At 33.1% G+C, this 15,540-nt stretch carries 15 protein-coding genes; 14 read left to right on the top strand and 1 reads right to left on the bottom strand.

Annotated elements, in window-relative coordinates; genetic code table 11:
* Positions 1-884: 884 nt before the first annotated feature.
* From VJY38_RS06665 to VJY38_RS06600, 14 genes are all read left to right on the top strand, one after another.
* Positions 885-2,117, top strand: a complete 1,233-nt coding sequence (locus VJY38_RS06665; RefSeq protein WP_353679900.1) for a site-specific DNA-methyltransferase — start codon at positions 885-887, stop codon at positions 2,115-2,117.
* Positions 2,114-2,440 (top strand): nucleotidyltransferase domain-containing protein, encoded by a 327-nt coding sequence (locus tag VJY38_RS06660; RefSeq protein WP_353679899.1) that lies wholly within the window; start codon positions 2,114-2,116, stop codon positions 2,438-2,440. Before VJY38_RS06665 ends, VJY38_RS06660 begins: the two co-directional genes overlap by 4 nt.
* Positions 2,437-2,865 carry a HEPN domain-containing protein gene (locus tag VJY38_RS06655; protein ID WP_353679898.1) on the top strand — a complete coding sequence of 143 codons (429 nt, stop codon included), beginning with the start codon at positions 2,437-2,439 and terminating at the stop codon, positions 2,863-2,865. The genes VJY38_RS06660 and VJY38_RS06655 overlap by 4 nt, the downstream gene beginning before the upstream one ends.
* Positions 2,865-3,671, top strand: coding sequence for a hypothetical protein (locus tag VJY38_RS06650; RefSeq protein WP_353679897.1), 807 nt, complete (start codon positions 2,865-2,867; stop codon positions 3,669-3,671). Before VJY38_RS06655 ends, VJY38_RS06650 begins: the two co-directional genes overlap by 1 nt.
* Positions 3,668-5,683, top strand: a complete 2,016-nt coding sequence (locus VJY38_RS06645) for an HD domain-containing protein (protein WP_353679896.1) — start codon at positions 3,668-3,670, stop codon at positions 5,681-5,683. Before VJY38_RS06650 ends, VJY38_RS06645 begins: the two co-directional genes overlap by 4 nt.
* Complete coding sequence (locus VJY38_RS06640; protein WP_353679895.1) at positions 5,667-6,314, top strand: hypothetical protein; 648 nt, start codon at positions 5,667-5,669, stop codon at positions 6,312-6,314. Before VJY38_RS06645 ends, VJY38_RS06640 begins: the two co-directional genes overlap by 17 nt.
* Entirely contained in the window at positions 6,304-6,873 is a 570-nt protein-coding gene (locus VJY38_RS06635; protein WP_353679894.1) for a hypothetical protein, read from the top strand. The genes VJY38_RS06640 and VJY38_RS06635 overlap by 11 nt, the downstream gene beginning before the upstream one ends.
* Positions 6,866-7,726 (top strand): RAMP superfamily CRISPR-associated protein, encoded by an 861-nt coding sequence (locus tag VJY38_RS06630; RefSeq protein WP_353679893.1) that lies wholly within the window; start codon positions 6,866-6,868, stop codon positions 7,724-7,726. The genes VJY38_RS06635 and VJY38_RS06630 overlap by 8 nt, the downstream gene beginning before the upstream one ends.
* 10 nt (positions 7,727-7,736) lie before the next feature.
* The gene (locus VJY38_RS06625) at positions 7,737-10,283 is read left to right on the top strand and encodes a DEAD/DEAH box helicase (RefSeq protein WP_353679892.1); all 2,547 of its coding nucleotides are present in this window, start codon (positions 7,737-7,739) and stop codon (positions 10,281-10,283) included.
* A gap of 560 nt (positions 10,284-10,843) precedes the next feature.
* On the top strand, positions 10,844-11,131 hold the full coding sequence (locus tag VJY38_RS06620; protein WP_353679891.1) for a VOC family protein: 288 nt from the start codon (positions 10,844-10,846) through the stop codon (positions 11,129-11,131).
* 275 nt (positions 11,132-11,406) lie between these two features.
* Positions 11,407-12,297 carry a VOC family protein gene (locus tag VJY38_RS06615; protein ID WP_353679890.1) on the top strand — a complete coding sequence of 297 codons (891 nt, stop codon included), beginning with the start codon at positions 11,407-11,409 and terminating at the stop codon, positions 12,295-12,297.
* Between the two features lie 76 nt (positions 12,298-12,373).
* On the top strand, positions 12,374-12,814 hold the full coding sequence (locus VJY38_RS06610) for an SRPBCC family protein (protein WP_353679889.1): 441 nt from the start codon (positions 12,374-12,376) through the stop codon (positions 12,812-12,814).
* A 63-nt stretch (positions 12,815-12,877) separates the two neighbouring features.
* Positions 12,878-13,249: a DoxX family protein gene (locus VJY38_RS06605; RefSeq protein WP_353679888.1), complete on the top strand. Its 372-nt coding sequence runs from the start codon at positions 12,878-12,880 to the stop codon at positions 13,247-13,249.
* A gap of 393 nt (positions 13,250-13,642) precedes the next feature.
* Entirely contained in the window at positions 13,643-13,741 is a 99-nt protein-coding gene (locus VJY38_RS06600; protein WP_353679939.1) for a dihydrofolate reductase family protein, read from the top strand.
* 448 nt (positions 13,742-14,189) lie between these two features.
* Here the strand turns inward: VJY38_RS06600 and VJY38_RS06595 are convergent, their stop codons facing one another.
* Positions 14,190-15,158 carry an NAD-dependent epimerase/dehydratase family protein gene (locus VJY38_RS06595; RefSeq protein WP_353679887.1) on the bottom strand — a complete coding sequence of 323 codons (969 nt, stop codon included), beginning with the start codon at positions 15,156-15,158 and terminating at the stop codon, positions 14,190-14,192.
* Between the last annotated feature and the right edge of the window lie 382 nt (positions 15,159-15,540).

Below are 15,540 nucleotides of genomic sequence, written 5' to 3'. Positions count from 1 at the left end.
ATCAGTAAACAAATATATATAGATATTTTTCTACCTCCATTTTGAAAATTAAACTTACTTAAAAAGTCTTTGCATTATCAAAATAATTTAATATTATAATTTATTGAAAAGAATTATTTTAATACTGAAATGTTTAGAAAATAGTAAAAATCCCCTAATGTTTCTGTTAATGATTTATTATAATAAAATTAACATTAAGAGTACGATTGAAAATTTATAAGCCTTATTGTTAAATATGAAGGCTTGATTAAAATAAATTGACATCAATTATTAAATATGATATTAGTCATTAATTTTACAATCGAGATATTAAGACTCCAATGTGGATTCCTGAATTTAAACAACAATTTATGCCGAGCAGTTATAAAAAGTGTAAAATTTATAAACAGAGATTCTTACAGGAATTGAATAATTTAGAAACAAAGAAGTAGTAAACACAAGTATTGAATTGATATTTAACTTAATCATATTAGGAGATAATCCAAATTTAGTTGTAAATATAAATGACAACAACAAGCTTTAGTTTGTAGAAAAAATTTTGAAGCTGTAGTAAATCGATTTAAATAAAAAATGGAATTAATTAACAACACATAACATACAACACAGAAAATGGGGGCTTAAGTGGATTCTGATTTTGTATTCTACACTCAAACTTTTTATTATCGTAGAAAGGGACTCTGCACGAATACACTTACTTTTCTTATAACTGATCTATTGCAGAAAAAATTTTACAAAAAGTTATAGATATAAAGTTATTCAACAAGAAATGATGTATAAAAAAAGATATTGATAAAAGAGTAATATAAAATTTTTGGAATTACATTTAGTTATAAAGAAAACTAATATTGAGGCTATCTTTATGAATCCATACGGAGACGAATAACATGGCTGATAATAATAAAAAATATGTAGAACTCCTATGGCACCAGAAATATGATAAGATAGAATTAGGAAAAAAGATGCCGATTGAAAAGCCAAATTTACCCTTCCAGGTTGTTGAAACAATAAATAAACCAAGAATGAAAGACCTTGAAGAAGGATTTTTTGACTCATCACAATATTATCCTGAAAATGAATATCCGGAGAATTATCCAAAAGACTGGAAAAATCTTTTAATCTGGGGCGATAATAAACTCGTTATGTCATCACTTATAAAGCAAGGCTGGGCTGGAAAGATAAATCTCATTTACATTGACCCGCCTTTTTTCACAGGTGCAGATTTTACTGTCAGAACGAAGATAGTATCGAGTAATGAAGAGCAAGGGGAAAGGGAAGAAATACAGATAGAAAAAGAACCTTCTATCATAGAAGAACGTGCTTATAAAGATACATGGAGTGGTGGAATTGCTTCTTATTTAAAATATATGTATGAACGATTGGTTTTAATGAGAGAGTTGCTGGCAGAAAACGGCTCAATTTATGTGCATCTTGACTGGCACGTTGGACATTATGTAAAAGTGATGATGGATGAAATTTTTGGGTATGAGAATTTTAGGAATGAAATAGTAGTTAAAAGAATTAAAAAAAATGTTAATGAGTACGAATTAGTTAGGTCTCTTAATACCGATCAAGATATAATTTTGTTCTATTCAAAATCTTCAGAGACAAAGCTATTACCCCCAACAAGAAAACATGGTAAGGAACCAAGATGGCACTCATTTGAAGCATCAGGTTATAGAAGTGGAATGGATTATGAATTATTTGGTTTCAAACCAAATCCTGGAAACCATTGGAGATGGAGTAAAGAGAGAGCTAAAGAAGCTATTAAGCAAGGGATAATTAGGCAAAATCCCAGAACAGGAAAACCTGAATATTTGGTAATAAAAGAAGAGGAAGTCATTGGCACAATATGGAACGATATTCCTGCATACTCATTTAACTATCAATTTAATACTGAAAAGAATGAACTACTCTTAAAACGGATTCTCGAAATGTCTTCCAACTCTGGCGACATAGTTGCAGATTTTTTTTGTGGTTCTGGTACAACCCTTGCTGTTGCAGAAAAACTTGGTAGACGTTGGATAGGTTCGGATTTATCTAAATTTGCTATTCAGATCACAAGAAAAAGATTACTTGACATTCATAATTCAAAAGATTTAAGGGGTGAGGAAAATTGAAAATAGAGAATAAAATAAAAGATAGTATTGAAAATATTCTCTGTCAAAATGGATATACTCTGGATAGCATCTTTCTTTTCGGCTCAAGAGCAAGAGGAGATTTTGAAAAAGAGAGCGACTATGATATTCTGATTATTATAAAGGATAATATAGATATAAAACAAAAAAGAGAGATCTGGCTAAAAGTATTTCATCAACTCCACGAAAATTTCCCATTAACTCCTTTTGATGTGATTATTAAAACTGTTACGGATTTTGAGTACGAGAAAGATATTGTAAATACAATTTCAAATGAGGTATATCTGGAAGGTATTAAATTATGAAAACACTACCATCTGAAAAGAAAAGAGAAATAATCTTAAGATGGTTCAAAAAAGCAGAAAGTGATTTAAAGGTAGTTCAACATCTTATAAGCACTGACGAACCACCCACAGATGCTTTATGTTTTCATTGTCAGCAAGCAATTGAAAAATATTTGAAAGCATTTCTCACTTTTCATGATATAAGAGTGCAAAAAACACATGACATGAAATCTCTCATCAATTTATGTGTTAATCAAGATAAGGACTTTGAAAATCTGAATGAGGAAAAAATATCTCATCTTAGTTTTTTTTCAGTTGAAATTAGATACCCCGAAGAGTTTTATATTCCTGCACTTGATGAAACTAAAGAATATTTTGCACTTGCTTTGAAGGTTAAGGAGTTTGTAGCTAAGAAATTAAAAATAAAAGAAGAGGAATTAAAATAATGCCAGATAAAAAATACAATAAGCCAGCAAGACCTTTTGAACTCTGGAATATTGGAAACTACGAAACAGTTTACTGGCAGGAAAAACAAGATGAATACCTTGCATTTATGTTAAAACTTTATCAGGCACAACCTTTAACTGGCTTTAGATATTTACATGGCAGAAAGAGTGAAAGAGCCGTTCATATTGGACCTCTGAATGCACCTGTAACAATGGAAGAAGTAGAAAAAGTAGTAATAGAATGCAGAGCCAACAATTTCAATAAAGCAGATGTTCTTGGCTGGGAGTGGAGTTACGAAGTTAATGAACTCGCTAAACAACTTGCAAAGAAAAACGGAGTGGATTTAAGACTTGTACAGATACCATCGGTCAACGAAATTAAATCATCACTTGTAGGATTTGATTTACAGTTATTAAAAGTACCTGACCAGGTAGTAGAAAAAGAATTAACAAAATATATAAAATTCCCTGAGGTAGCTTATCTTGAAATAGAAATAAAAACGAATAGAAACGAAGTTATACTAAAAATTACTGATTTTCAGCTTGCACCAACAGCCGAACTTGCAGAGATTGCCAGCAAAGTTAAGGACTCAAGAGAACTCATAGATTACTGGGCGGTTGATTGGGATTATAAAGGCGATACTTTTCATAACCAGTGGCAGAGTTTTAGAACAAAGAAAAATCCAAGGGTAGATTATGAAGCAGAGCACAAATACGAAGTAGGCGGGGAATATCAGATAATGGTCAAGGTGGTAGACGTGTTTGGTAATGATACTAATAAGGTTCTGAAGGTGGAGGTGAAATGAGTGTAAATTCCAATGAAAAACCATTTATTGCTGAACTACACGATATAGGGAAACTTGTAGATAGAGATTCCCTCAAACGTTCAGGCATTAAAATCAGAGGTCATACTTTCCATGATTTTGATTTCTCGCAAATTGGCATTTCACAACCTTCATCTCCAAGTTGGTATGCTCAATTAACTGATGAGGTTAGATCACTTAGTTCAACAAAAGTACCTAAAGATAATCTGCCGGATGTTTTGTTAACAAGAATTGCGGATGAACTGGCATCAGCAATATCAAGAACATGGGGGGGTTCAGAGGACTTTCAAAATAGAAAGAAAAGGGGAGAATTCACAGTAGAGGGAATTTATGTTGTATGGAATCCAAACTATTATCAAAGGGAGAAAGTGAAAGCTAAAAAATGGGCTGCTTTTGACACACCTTCCAGTCTTAAAAATATGTTTGAATTTATTGAGAACTGTGGAAACTCCAATGAAATTTTTGAACGATTTGGAAATAATCTAAAACTCACTCCTGAAGATAAATCTGTTCCTTTTAATATTGTGAGCCTTTATACCCATTTGGAATTAACAGGGAAAATTTATCGTATCCTTAAAAGACATAGCCGAATAGTAGAAAAGAATGGCAATTTATATTTAGAATATTTAGGTGACCAAATCCAAACAATAATTGAAGCTACTGGGGGAAAGATAGATGAGCCTAGGCAGAGGGGTAAATGGATATACCGACTTGTATTTTTTTATATTAGCTTTCCTCAGTCTCTTTCTCGCCTTCAGGATCTTAACATTTTCAAAAAAAGAAGTGATTTGATCAAAGCCTTTTCAGAAGATGAGAACAAGAAAGATTATGTTTTATTCTTCACAGATGATTTTATGTGTCTTCTTATGCCAAAAGAAGATGTAGTACAAATACAAGAATTATTGAAGCCATTCCTTGAAGCGGGATTTACTATTGCTTACAGAGAAATGGAAGCTGAATTAAATCTTCTAACCTCATCTATGGAAAGGGCGTATGAAAAATTTCCTCGTGGATCCTCGAATAGGTATCTAAAACTCTATGAAAAAAGCGTAACTCCAGATTCCCCGACACAAATCCAACCTCCGCTATGTGATTCCTGCCAAATGAGACAAGGCAAAGAAAGAGTTAAGGATAATATCCATGAATATTTATGTGATACCTGTTACGATATTCGTGAGATGGGGGAACCTGCTTATGAATATGCAAACTGGGAAGAAGAAGGATTACGAGCAGCATGGATGAAGATTACACTCAATCAAGAACATTTGTTAAATGCAATTCAAAAACTGTATGAAGATTATGTTGACACCCACCCGGCACTGCAAAGTATAAGCAGCAAAGATAAAATGGCATTAAAAGAGTCATTTAGGCCGCTCGCCGTTCAGATGGATTTTATAAAAGATTATAAATTATTATTGAGTGCGTTTAATGAACAGATATACCGAATTAAAGATACTGAGGGAAAACCACTTTTCACAAAGGAAAGCTTTCTAACACCAATTGATGATTATTATGAATTTGGGATATTCAAAGTTTATTCTGGTAAAGAAATCTTAGCAGTCATTGACCTGTTTTATAGTCTTATGGAGAGTTATTTCCCTAATTGCTTGCAAGATTCTCCTATTAAATTATCGCTAAGTATTGCACAAGTAAAATATCCTTATCAGGAACACTGGAGGTTCTTATCTAAACCAGAGAACTCCATTAATCTCCGTAGCCCCGGAAGTGCAAAACTTAGTTTAGACTTGGTTAGATATAAATTACTAAGAGAGACTATTGGTGGAGAAGATTCTAAATTGAGCCATTTCTTACACCGTCTGGCAGATATTGAAAGGGAGACAAGAAGCCACATTACTGTAGAGTTAGAACTACTAAATAATCGCAAAAAATTTCCTGCCATATGGGAGTTGACTCAGAAGGGTATATCTGTTCAACAAATCCTTAATTTTTACAAATTAATTAAAAAGGAGGCACCCTATGAACGACCTAAATGAAATCACATTCATTCATTTAGAATTGACCACTCCGGCCATTGCAATTGGGGAGCGTATTAAAGGGGGTACGTTTCGACCTTGCATAGAAACCATCCCTACTTCGACTTTGAAAGGCTCTTTTAGGAGTTATTTTGGTTTAACAGATGCTTTAGGGATAGGTTTTTTCAGGAAAGAAACATACGAGAGAGATATTTTTACCTATGCGCCTTTTGATGCATTTTTAGGAACTGCAAAACTGCCAATCTCATTAGAATATCTCAGATCCGCAAGTAGCAAAGAAGCTGTGGAAGCGGATATCTTTATAGTGAAAAATGATGCCACAGAACAACTTATTAGAAGTTTACCAACTGAAATTTCTCTTGGCGCCTTAAAGAGCAGAGGGTTTGGCAGATGTAAATTGAGATACATAGGTGAAGTTAAATCAAAGAATAAAGTTGGGTATTTGAAAGGGCGTTTGCTTGAGGAAGAATTTAGGGATTTTGGAATAACCAAGATCATTAAAAGACGTCAGGGATATCTCTTTTATCCAATATCAGAAGTGAGTGGTGTGTATAAAAAAGCATTATTTGAAGGAAGCATTATTGAAGGCCCTGAGATTCTTATCAAGGAGGAATATAGATATGACCACTAAGACTCTGGATGATGTGATGAGACGGGTGATGAATGATTCTGATGTGTTCTACATCAGTTATACCATTTTTGATGAGCGAGAGTGGAAGAATCTTGGGAAAGAATATGCAGAGAATAAATTAGATAAGGTAACTCAGAGGATTGAGCAGAAGGTAGCGGAGCTAAGAAGTTATTACGACTCGAAAAAGGATGACACACAAAAGAAAAATCTCCAGTATTCAATAGAATTAACCAACGCATTAAAGAGCGCTATTAACAATAAACCACACTTTCTTAAGCAGATGTTTTTAACTTTAGATAAATTCGGTATTGTAAGATGCAATCTCCCCAACATGGAAGACTATGGAAAGGTCATAGAAAATCACAGCTTCCCCATTGTGGAACAGTTCTTCCTATACAAAATAGAAAAAGCAAAAAAATTTGAGAAGAAGGCACTTGGAAAAACACTAGAATATCTAAAGGAGTTATATGCAATGAATCTTGATATACTTGAGATTGCATTCTTTATCAGAAAACTAAATTCACTAACAGAATTTATGGAGGTGATAAAAGATGAATAACATAGAAAAAATGGAAAGTCTGCCGAAAAAGAGTACGCAAGGAGTTCTGTCAGTGCTTCAGATACCACTGAAGATAACCGTTCAGGAAGGTTCCTTCCTCCATATTGGAGGCAGTCCTTCGCCACTTACGGAAAAGAAGGCTCCAGTCTTTTCTGTGGACGGAAAGCCAGCGATACCTGCATCTAGCTTTAAAGGAGCTTTTAGATATCAAGTAGAGCAGTTACTGCTCAAACAAAAGAACTCTCTCAAAGAAAAATTCAAAATATCTGACGACAATTTACTCAAGCCTTGCATACCTGCACCACGCCCCTCACATGCGGAAAAGAAGCTCTTCAAATCTGGATATCGCAGCCATTGTGAGATAAAGGTTGATGAGGATAGAATTGAGATACCAAAAGAAAAAGAAAATGACACGCCAATTGGAGTTTGCCCTGTTTGCTATTTCTTTGGTGCCACAGGTTTAATGGGTTTCCTTCGGATACCTAATTTCTGGCCTGAAGAAGGGGAGTTCAGAATAGACCAAACAAGTATCAGGATAGACCGAGAGAGCGGCACAGCAGCAACTGGAGCAATTGTTACTGCTGAGCAGGTTAAGCCTGGAACCATATTTAAGGGCGCTATGGAGATAATTTTGCAACAAAATACCCTTCAGTTTGGTAAGGCAAGAGAGATTGGAGAAACAAAAGTCGACCTCTGGTTGGATGGAATCGCCTCAAAACCTTTAGAAGAATCTCAACTCTTGTTAATCAATGAGATTTTGATTCCTGCTTTAAACAATGTAACTATTCTCGGTGGCCAAAAGAGTAAAGGTGCAGGGAAAATATTGATAGAATTAGACACTCAAAAAGGGTAGGTGATTAAAAGTGAGACCGATTGAACTTTTACATCCTGAGCAAAGACAACCAAGCAAAGCATATCTGGTTAATGAACTTCGCAAAGCAGTTTATACCTGGCGAGAACAAGGTTATCCTAACACGACTGACACGACAAAGCGGTTACTTCAATATTGGTTCAATGAAGATCATATTGTAAATGGGGAGCCATTCCAGTTCTGGTTCTGTCAGAGAGAAGGAATTGAAACCCTAATTTATGTCTATGAAGTAATGAAAAAACGAAATTTCATAGACATGGCAAGGGATTTTGGTGCTGGACCAATTCAAGGCTACGATCCTTCTTATGATCAGTATCCACTTTATGCTTTTAAAATGGCGACAGGTTCAGGCAAAACCTATGTTATGGCGTTGAGTATTGTATGGCAGTATTTTAATCATAAGAAAGAGAACAAGAATGATTACACTTCAAAATTTCTGCTTATTGCAGGAGAAAAAAACGTAATTTATGACAGACTAACAAGGGATTTCAAGGATGGCAAAATATTCCGTGTATTGACGCTTATTCCTCCAGAGTGGCAGGAAGAATTTGATCTGAAAGTGATTCTTAAAGAAGACCCGATTCACATAATTCCAGAAGCTGTGTTGTTTTTGACCAATATTCAGCAGTTAGAAGAAAAGCAAAGCAGGAAAAAAGAAGTTGAGGAGTATGTAGATAAAGTAATGGAATTACCTGCTGTTTATAATGTTTCCAATATCTATCAAGAAAACAGAATAAAAGAAGTTCTTACTTCCTGCTCTAATATAATGATCTTGAAGGATGAAGCTCACCACATTTACAGTTTTGAAAAAGCTTGGAAAAAAATTCTTTTAGAACTTAATAAAAATTTGACATCCCGGCATGGAAAAGGTATCAACATGGAACTTGACTTTACCGCCACACCAAAAACCGAAACCGGTGCTTTATTTCCATGGATCATTGTTGACTTTTCATTAAAAGAAGCCATCGAAATGAACATCGTGAAATTACCACTAAAAGGATTTGTAAAGGGTGCTGAGGAAATTGCATCTAAGAAGACAGTCGAAAGATACAGAGCCTGGATTGATGCGGGAATAAGAAGATGGCGTGAATATAAAGAAAAACTTAAACCCTTGAATAAAAAACCCGTATTATTTCTTCAATGTCCAGAAAATGAAGAGGCAGACGAGATATTTAATTATGTTAATTCCGTGCCCGACCTCAAGAATAAAGTATTATTAATCCATACAGACAGCACAGGTGAAATTAAAAAAGCAGATTTACCTAAAGCAAGAGAATTTGCAAAAACCATTGACGACCCCGCTCCAGAGAAAAATCCTTACGAAGCAATAGTTAGTACTCTGATGCTAAACGAGGGCTGGGATGTCAGAAACGTTAATGTAATTGTGGGATTACGTTCTTATACATCAAAAAGAAAAGTGCTTCCAGAACAAGTTATTGGTAGAGGTTTAAGAAAAATGTTTCCTGAAGAAGATGCAAATGTTGATAAATCAATAAATACACTTGAAGTTATTGGACCACCTGGCTTGATTGATATTCTTGAAGAATTAGAAGCGCAAGAGGGCATCAAGTTTACTGAATTTGATACTGAAAAATCACTCAATTTAACAACGATATTTGTTGATGAAAACAAGCTGGACAAGAATATTGAGATTCCCATTCTCTCTCCAAGAATTTTTATAAGGGAATTTCACTTAGAAGAAGTTGAAGTTTATAAACTTCCATCTCTTTCACTACCGTTAGAAAACAAAATATTAGAAATGGAATATGTGGCAGTTGATGTGCTCAAAGGAATGGAAGTTATTAAAAGAAAATGGGATTTACCCGTTCCTCAGGATCCAAAAAGTGTTATTGCCTATTATACTGACCAGATCCTTAAACAATTGAAAATCGGGGGAGCCTTCGCTATTTTCTATCCTCTTGTGAAGAAATATGTTGTAGAAAAATTATTCAATGAGAATGTTGATATTGATGATCCAAGAGTCCTTTATAAGCTGAGTTCTCCAGAGGTTCAGGAGAGTTTAATAAAATTATTTGTAGAAACATTCAAAGACCTTACTTTCATAGAAAGAGAACCAGAAAAAGGTGATGTTATTAAACTTTCAGATATAAGACCTTTTATTTGGTCAAAAATGGTTTACCCTGCAAATCGATGCATCTTCAACTATGTTCCCTGCGAAAATGATTTTGAAGTAGATTTTGCCAGATTTTTAGATAAAGCCGAAGATGTTGTGTCCTTTTCCAAAATCGTTCCAAAGATAGGATTCTTTGTCGAATACAGGGATTCAGAAGGAAATCTCAGACACTACTATCCTGACTTCGTAGTAGTATTAAACAATGGTAATCATTGGATCCTCGAAACAAAAGGCAGGGAAGATGTAGACGTTGAGTACAAAGACAAACGGACAAAATTGTGGTGTGAAGATGCAATGAAATTAACCAAGAATAAATGGGCTTTTAAACGAATAGACCAAAAAAATTTCGAGAAATATAGATTTAAAAGTATTGAGGAATTAATTTCAACAATGAAAGAAGATTAGTAATTCCCATTTAAAACCGTTGTAACATTCTACATTATTTTGTCAAACAACTCTAAAGGAACCATCGGTCACACCACTTTTCCTTCATTAAGTTAACAACCAGCATTTAAGCAGTTCCTGCTTCATAAAAAACTTATTTTAGAATTATTGTATAAAGTTTTTCATAACATAATTAGTAATAAGAAAGACAGAGACAACAGGTATTATACAAGAATTTAATAACATGGCAAATGCAAATAAAGGATGCAATAGAAATTAAAAAAATTATCCATGCCTAAGGAGTCTTTTGATTTTAAAAGAAGTATTTAACTGTTATTAAAAGATAATTTAAACTCAAAGACACACATATTAAAAGCATAAATGAAAAATAGGAAAGTTGTTCTAACAAAGATATTCTCATACTTACTTGTGAATTACTAAACAAATCCTAAAAAAATATATTGCAGGCATGATTGTTTATAAACTATCCTCATTTAATAGCATTCAAATATAATGTTTAAGCTATTACTCTCAACAATAGAATAACACTAAAAAGCAATTCAAATAATAAAGGGTAAAAAATGAAATCAATTAATCCGTACTTGAATTTTCCGGGTAACACAGAAGAAGCATTTAACTTTTATAAAAAAGTTTTTGGCGGAGATTTTATAGGTGGAGTAATTAGATTCAAAGATGCATCCGGCTCTGAAGATCTAAATGAAAAAGATAAAAACAAAGTTATGCACGTAGCATTACCAATGGGTAAAGGAAATATGCTCATGGCAACCAATGCACTTGAATCGATGGGATTTAATATAAACTCTGGCAACAATTTTTATGTTACAATAAATATTGAAAGCAAAAAATAAGCTAATAAAATATTCAACAGTCTTTTGGGAGATGGAAAAATTACTGTGCCGATGAAAGATGAATTCTGGGGAGATTATTTCGGAATGATCACTGATAAGTTCGGTGTACAGTGGATGATAAATTACACTTATCCAAAACAATAATCATTTTTTGAGGGAATTGAAAAAAGAGTCTTAAACTTATTGATGCAAAATCAGTTAAGAATGGAATTGTTCTGTTTCATTATTATATTTCAAAAATCATAAGTGTTTAATTATCTGAAAGGAATATCATCATGCAAAAAATAACTTCGTGTTTATGGTTCGACAGCAATGCTGAAGACGCTTTTAAATTTTATACATCTATTTTTAAGAATTCAAAGATTGGTAAAGTTTTCAGATATGATGAAGCATCTTCACAAGCTTCAGGTCAGCCGGAAGGAAGTGTGCTTACAATTGAATTTGAAATAGCTGGAATTAAATTTCTGGCACTTAACGGTGGACCTGCATTCAAGATCAATCCTTCAATTTCTTTTTTTATTCTTGTAAAAGATGAATCTGAAATAGACCGCCTGTGGAAAAAATTTTCTGATGGCGGAAAAGTTTTAATGGAATTAAATAAATATGACTGGAGTAAAAAATACGGTTGGGTTGAAGACAAATTTGGATTATCCTGGCAGATAATTTTAGCAGAGGGTGATATAAAACAGGAAATTTTTCCATCTCTCCTTTTTGTTAATAGTGCTTTTGGTAAAGCAGAGGAAGCAATCAAATATTATACATCTGTTTTCAATAATTCGAAGATAGAAAGTATCTATAAATTTCCCGACAATGAAAATGCTGTTATGTACAGTGATTTTATTCTGGATGGAAATTTATTTGCTGCAATGGATGGACCCGGTGAACATAATTTCCAATTTAATGAAGCAATTTCGTTCATTATTGATTGCAATGACCAGACAGAAGTTGATTACTACTGGAATAAATTTACAGCTGATGGCGGAGAAGAAAGTATGTGCGGCTGGCTGAAAGATAAATTTGGTGTATCCTGGCAGATTACTCCCAAAATTTTAGTTGATATGCTGAATGATAAAGATGCAAACAAAGCAAAAAGAGTTATGCAGGCAATGCTCCAGATAAAAAAAATCAATATAGCAGAGATAGAAAGAGCATATAAAGGAAAATAATTATTAAATGTAACAATCATTTGATAGAAATGATTCATAAGTTCATTTGTTAATTAATTTAATAAGGATAAATATTATGTCAACAATAACGCTTCATAGAGTTTTTAAAGCATCACCTAAAAAAATTTACAAAGCTTTTCTTGATGCTGATGCACAGGCAAAATGGCTTCCACCAAATGGATTTACCTGCAAAGTGCATCATCTGGTTGCTAAAGTTGGTGGAACTTATAAAATGTCATTTACAAATTTCTCGTCGGGAAAAAGTCATTCATTTGGAGGAAAATACCTTGAACTGATACCAGATGAACTTATTCGTTATTCAGATCAATTTGATGATCCGAATTTGCCTGGTGAAATGATTACTACGGTTACTATCAAACAGGTTTCCTGCGGCTCGGATGTGACAATCGTTCAGGAAGGTGTACCGGATGCTATTCCACAGGAACTCTGCTATCTCGGATGGCAGGATTCACTTGATCAATTAACAAAACTGGTAGAGCCGGTAATTCCGGATTAAAAAGTTCTTTGTTATATGCCGGTTGGAGAAAATTTATTAATAAATAATTCTAAAGGAAAAATTATGAACAAAGTTCTCTGGACAATTCAGTTACTGCTTGCTGCTCAATTTTTATGGCACGGATGGATTATGATTTTCCCACCTGCAGAATATGTTGAGATAATGAATGCATCTCTGGGAATCGGATTCCGTTACTTCATCGGTATAGCTGAATTACTTGCTGCCCTTGGTTTAATCTTACCAGGACTGTTGCGAATTTATATCTGGCTGCTTCTTTTAGCTTTAGCAGGATTGATGATTGTCTCGGTGAGTGCTACTGTTTATCACTTAATGAGAAGTGAAACCAGCAGTGCAATCTATACAGCAGTTCTTTTTATAATCATTACCTTCGTTTGGTATATGCGCTGGAAAGTAAAGCCAATTTTACCAGGATAAACAGTTCTGCTATCAAGTATGTAAGAAATCAAATTAAATTCTTAATTAAACATTTAAAGTAAACCATGAGAAAACTTGTGGAACCTCATTACACTTGATGGATACTTTGGTAATAAAAACTGGGATTTATCTTTTCATAAAGTAATTTAGGAAAAAAACTTGAACAACTAAGCATTGAACAATTACAATTGGCAGACTTTCTTGTTTTTGGACGTGTAACTTATGAAGGCATGGTTGCTTACTGGACCAAAGAAGATGTAATTACTAACCTGATGAATAAAATTCCTAAACTCGTTTTTTCAAAAACATTGAAATCAGTAGAGCGGAATAATTCCACTCTGATCAAAGGAAATGCTTCAACTGAAATCAAAAAATAAAAGAACAAGGCGATAGATATATGATGTATTTGGAAGCGCCAATCTTTCTGAAACTTTTATCAACAATAATCTTTTTGACGAATATCGTATTATAATTGCACCAATTATTTTATGAAGACCTCTTTTCAGACAGGGAATAAATTTAAGAAATTGCTCTCTTGTTTCTACTCAGCAACTTTCGAATGGTGGTGTAGTTTTAAAATATTCAAAATAGCCGGAGATGAAATCAAAAATCAATATAATGAAAAATCTATAAAACACATTACAATGTGTTATTTAAATTGCTTTAAAAAATTTTAAGAAGTGGAATGAAAAACTACGTGAAGTTTCTAAAAAGATTGGATTCAAAAATGTGTAAGTAGTTATTTCAAAAGAAAATATTTTATTCGTATCATCATTAAAAGATTTTAAAGCACTTGACACAAAAATTTAAAGAGTATTTCCCGGATATCCTGAATAATAATCTTCAGAAGTTATGGCGATTCAGAAGTATTTCATCATCAAGTTGATGGAAGTACTGCACTTGATATAACAACATTTGTCCACATTATAACGAATGGCTGTTAGCGATTCTTTGTTCTTTTACCATCTGATATCTCTGTATATTTTATTTGTTTAATCGTTTGTTTTACTGCAATTGCATTCGAAGTAGGAGTGAACTTAAAGTAGTTTTTAAATTTCGTGCTATCAAAGTAATAATCTCTATCATACTGATAATTCATTTCTGCTATTTCTTTCATAACAGGCACAAATAATCCAATTCCCTTTATTAACCAATTGGGAACCACAGTATATTCACTAACTTTTTTTAATTCTGTTGCAAAAAGATTTATCCATTCTTCACCTGTAATTTTTTGCGGATCGGTTGGTAAATTCCAGATCTGATTGAAAGCCTGTGGAGTATTTCCAAGTAAAGCTGTTCCTTTAGTAAGGTCTGGAACATATCCCATTGAATGAATAACTTTAGCATTACAGAGCCATTGTGCTTTTTTATTTTTTATAAGATTATTATACACAAGATTTATAATAACACTGTTTTCTCTTGAAGTCCCACCAAAAAAATCTGGTGCACGTGCTATAATTGCTTGCAAGTTATTTTTGTCAATATTTTCCAGAATAAGTCTATCAACTTCTGCACGGATTTCACCTTTTCTACTTGTTGGGCTTATTGGTGAATTTTCTGTTATGTGATTTACATTATCACCTCCAATAGCATATACATTATCGAAGAATACAAGCCTTGAATCATACTTCAAACAAGCTTCGATTACATTTTTAATGAAAGGAACCCAATATTCTTTCCATACTTTTGTATTATATGGAAAACCAATTGTTACATAAGTAACTTGCGAACCTTTAATAGCTTCAAATACATTATTTTTTATAGTTAGGTCTGCAGGAAATAAGCTATCTGTTGAACTTACCTTTACCGGGTTTCTATTTACCAGTCTTATATCTGATGTGTATTCCTTCAGAGCTTTTGCTAGTTCAATACCTATTGAACCGCCTGCTCCTAAAATTGTTTGTTTCATATTTTTCCTTTTTTATGAGAATTCTCTTTATTCTTATCTATCTGTTAATTGTGTTTTTCAAAAATTAATAAATCAATATATGATATATAACTATTAATCCTGGATTAATAGAACAAAAACATTTTAAGTGATTAAATTTTCTGAAAAGAAAGAAAACGATTATAACATTCTTTTGTAATTAATAAATTGCTGGTTCTACAACTTTTGTTGTTTTCTTAAATAAATTTATCTAACTTGAAATTATTATATGGCTTCATTTTAACAAAAATCTGTTGTTTACTTATCAACCAGTTCAATCAGATATAGAAAGGCACAAAAGTTTAGTTGAATTATAATTAAAATAATATCAAAGCAATAATGTACTTACCATACAGTAAACTTA

The sequence above is a fragment of the Rosettibacter firmus genome, from assembly GCF_036860695.1.
In the GTDB taxonomy this organism is placed as follows: domain Bacteria; phylum Bacteroidota; class Ignavibacteria; order Ignavibacteriales; family Melioribacteraceae; genus Rosettibacter; species Rosettibacter firmus.
Note: the sequence above shows the minus strand (reverse complement) of the source record. Positions and strands in the feature narration are given on the sequence as shown.

Coding starts and splice junctions, on each gene's coding strand:
- VJY38_RS06635 (WP_353679894.1), top strand. CDS start 6,304: ATGACCACTAAGACTCTGGATGATGTGATGAGACGGGTGATGAATGAT.
- VJY38_RS06650 (WP_353679897.1), top strand. CDS start 2,865: ATGCCAGATAAAAAATACAATAAGCCAGCAAGACCTTTTGAACTCTGG.
- VJY38_RS06610 (WP_353679889.1), top strand. CDS start 12,374: ATGTCAACAATAACGCTTCATAGAGTTTTTAAAGCATCACCTAAAAAA.
- VJY38_RS06620 (WP_353679891.1), top strand. CDS start 10,844: ATGAAATCAATTAATCCGTACTTGAATTTTCCGGGTAACACAGAAGAA.
- VJY38_RS06605 (WP_353679888.1), top strand. CDS start 12,878: ATGAACAAAGTTCTCTGGACAATTCAGTTACTGCTTGCTGCTCAATTT.
- VJY38_RS06615 (WP_353679890.1), top strand. CDS start 11,407: ATGCAAAAAATAACTTCGTGTTTATGGTTCGACAGCAATGCTGAAGAC.
- VJY38_RS06655 (WP_353679898.1), top strand. CDS start 2,437: ATGAAAACACTACCATCTGAAAAGAAAAGAGAAATAATCTTAAGATGG.
- VJY38_RS06640 (WP_353679895.1), top strand. CDS start 5,667: ATGAACGACCTAAATGAAATCACATTCATTCATTTAGAATTGACCACT.
- VJY38_RS06665 (WP_353679900.1), top strand. CDS start 885: ATGGCTGATAATAATAAAAAATATGTAGAACTCCTATGGCACCAGAAA.
- VJY38_RS06645 (WP_353679896.1), top strand. CDS start 3,668: ATGAGTGTAAATTCCAATGAAAAACCATTTATTGCTGAACTACACGAT.
- VJY38_RS06630 (WP_353679893.1), top strand. CDS start 6,866: ATGAATAACATAGAAAAAATGGAAAGTCTGCCGAAAAAGAGTACGCAA.
- VJY38_RS06595 (WP_353679887.1), bottom strand. CDS start 15,158: ATGAAACAAACAATTTTAGGAGCAGGCGGTTCAATAGGTATTGAACTA.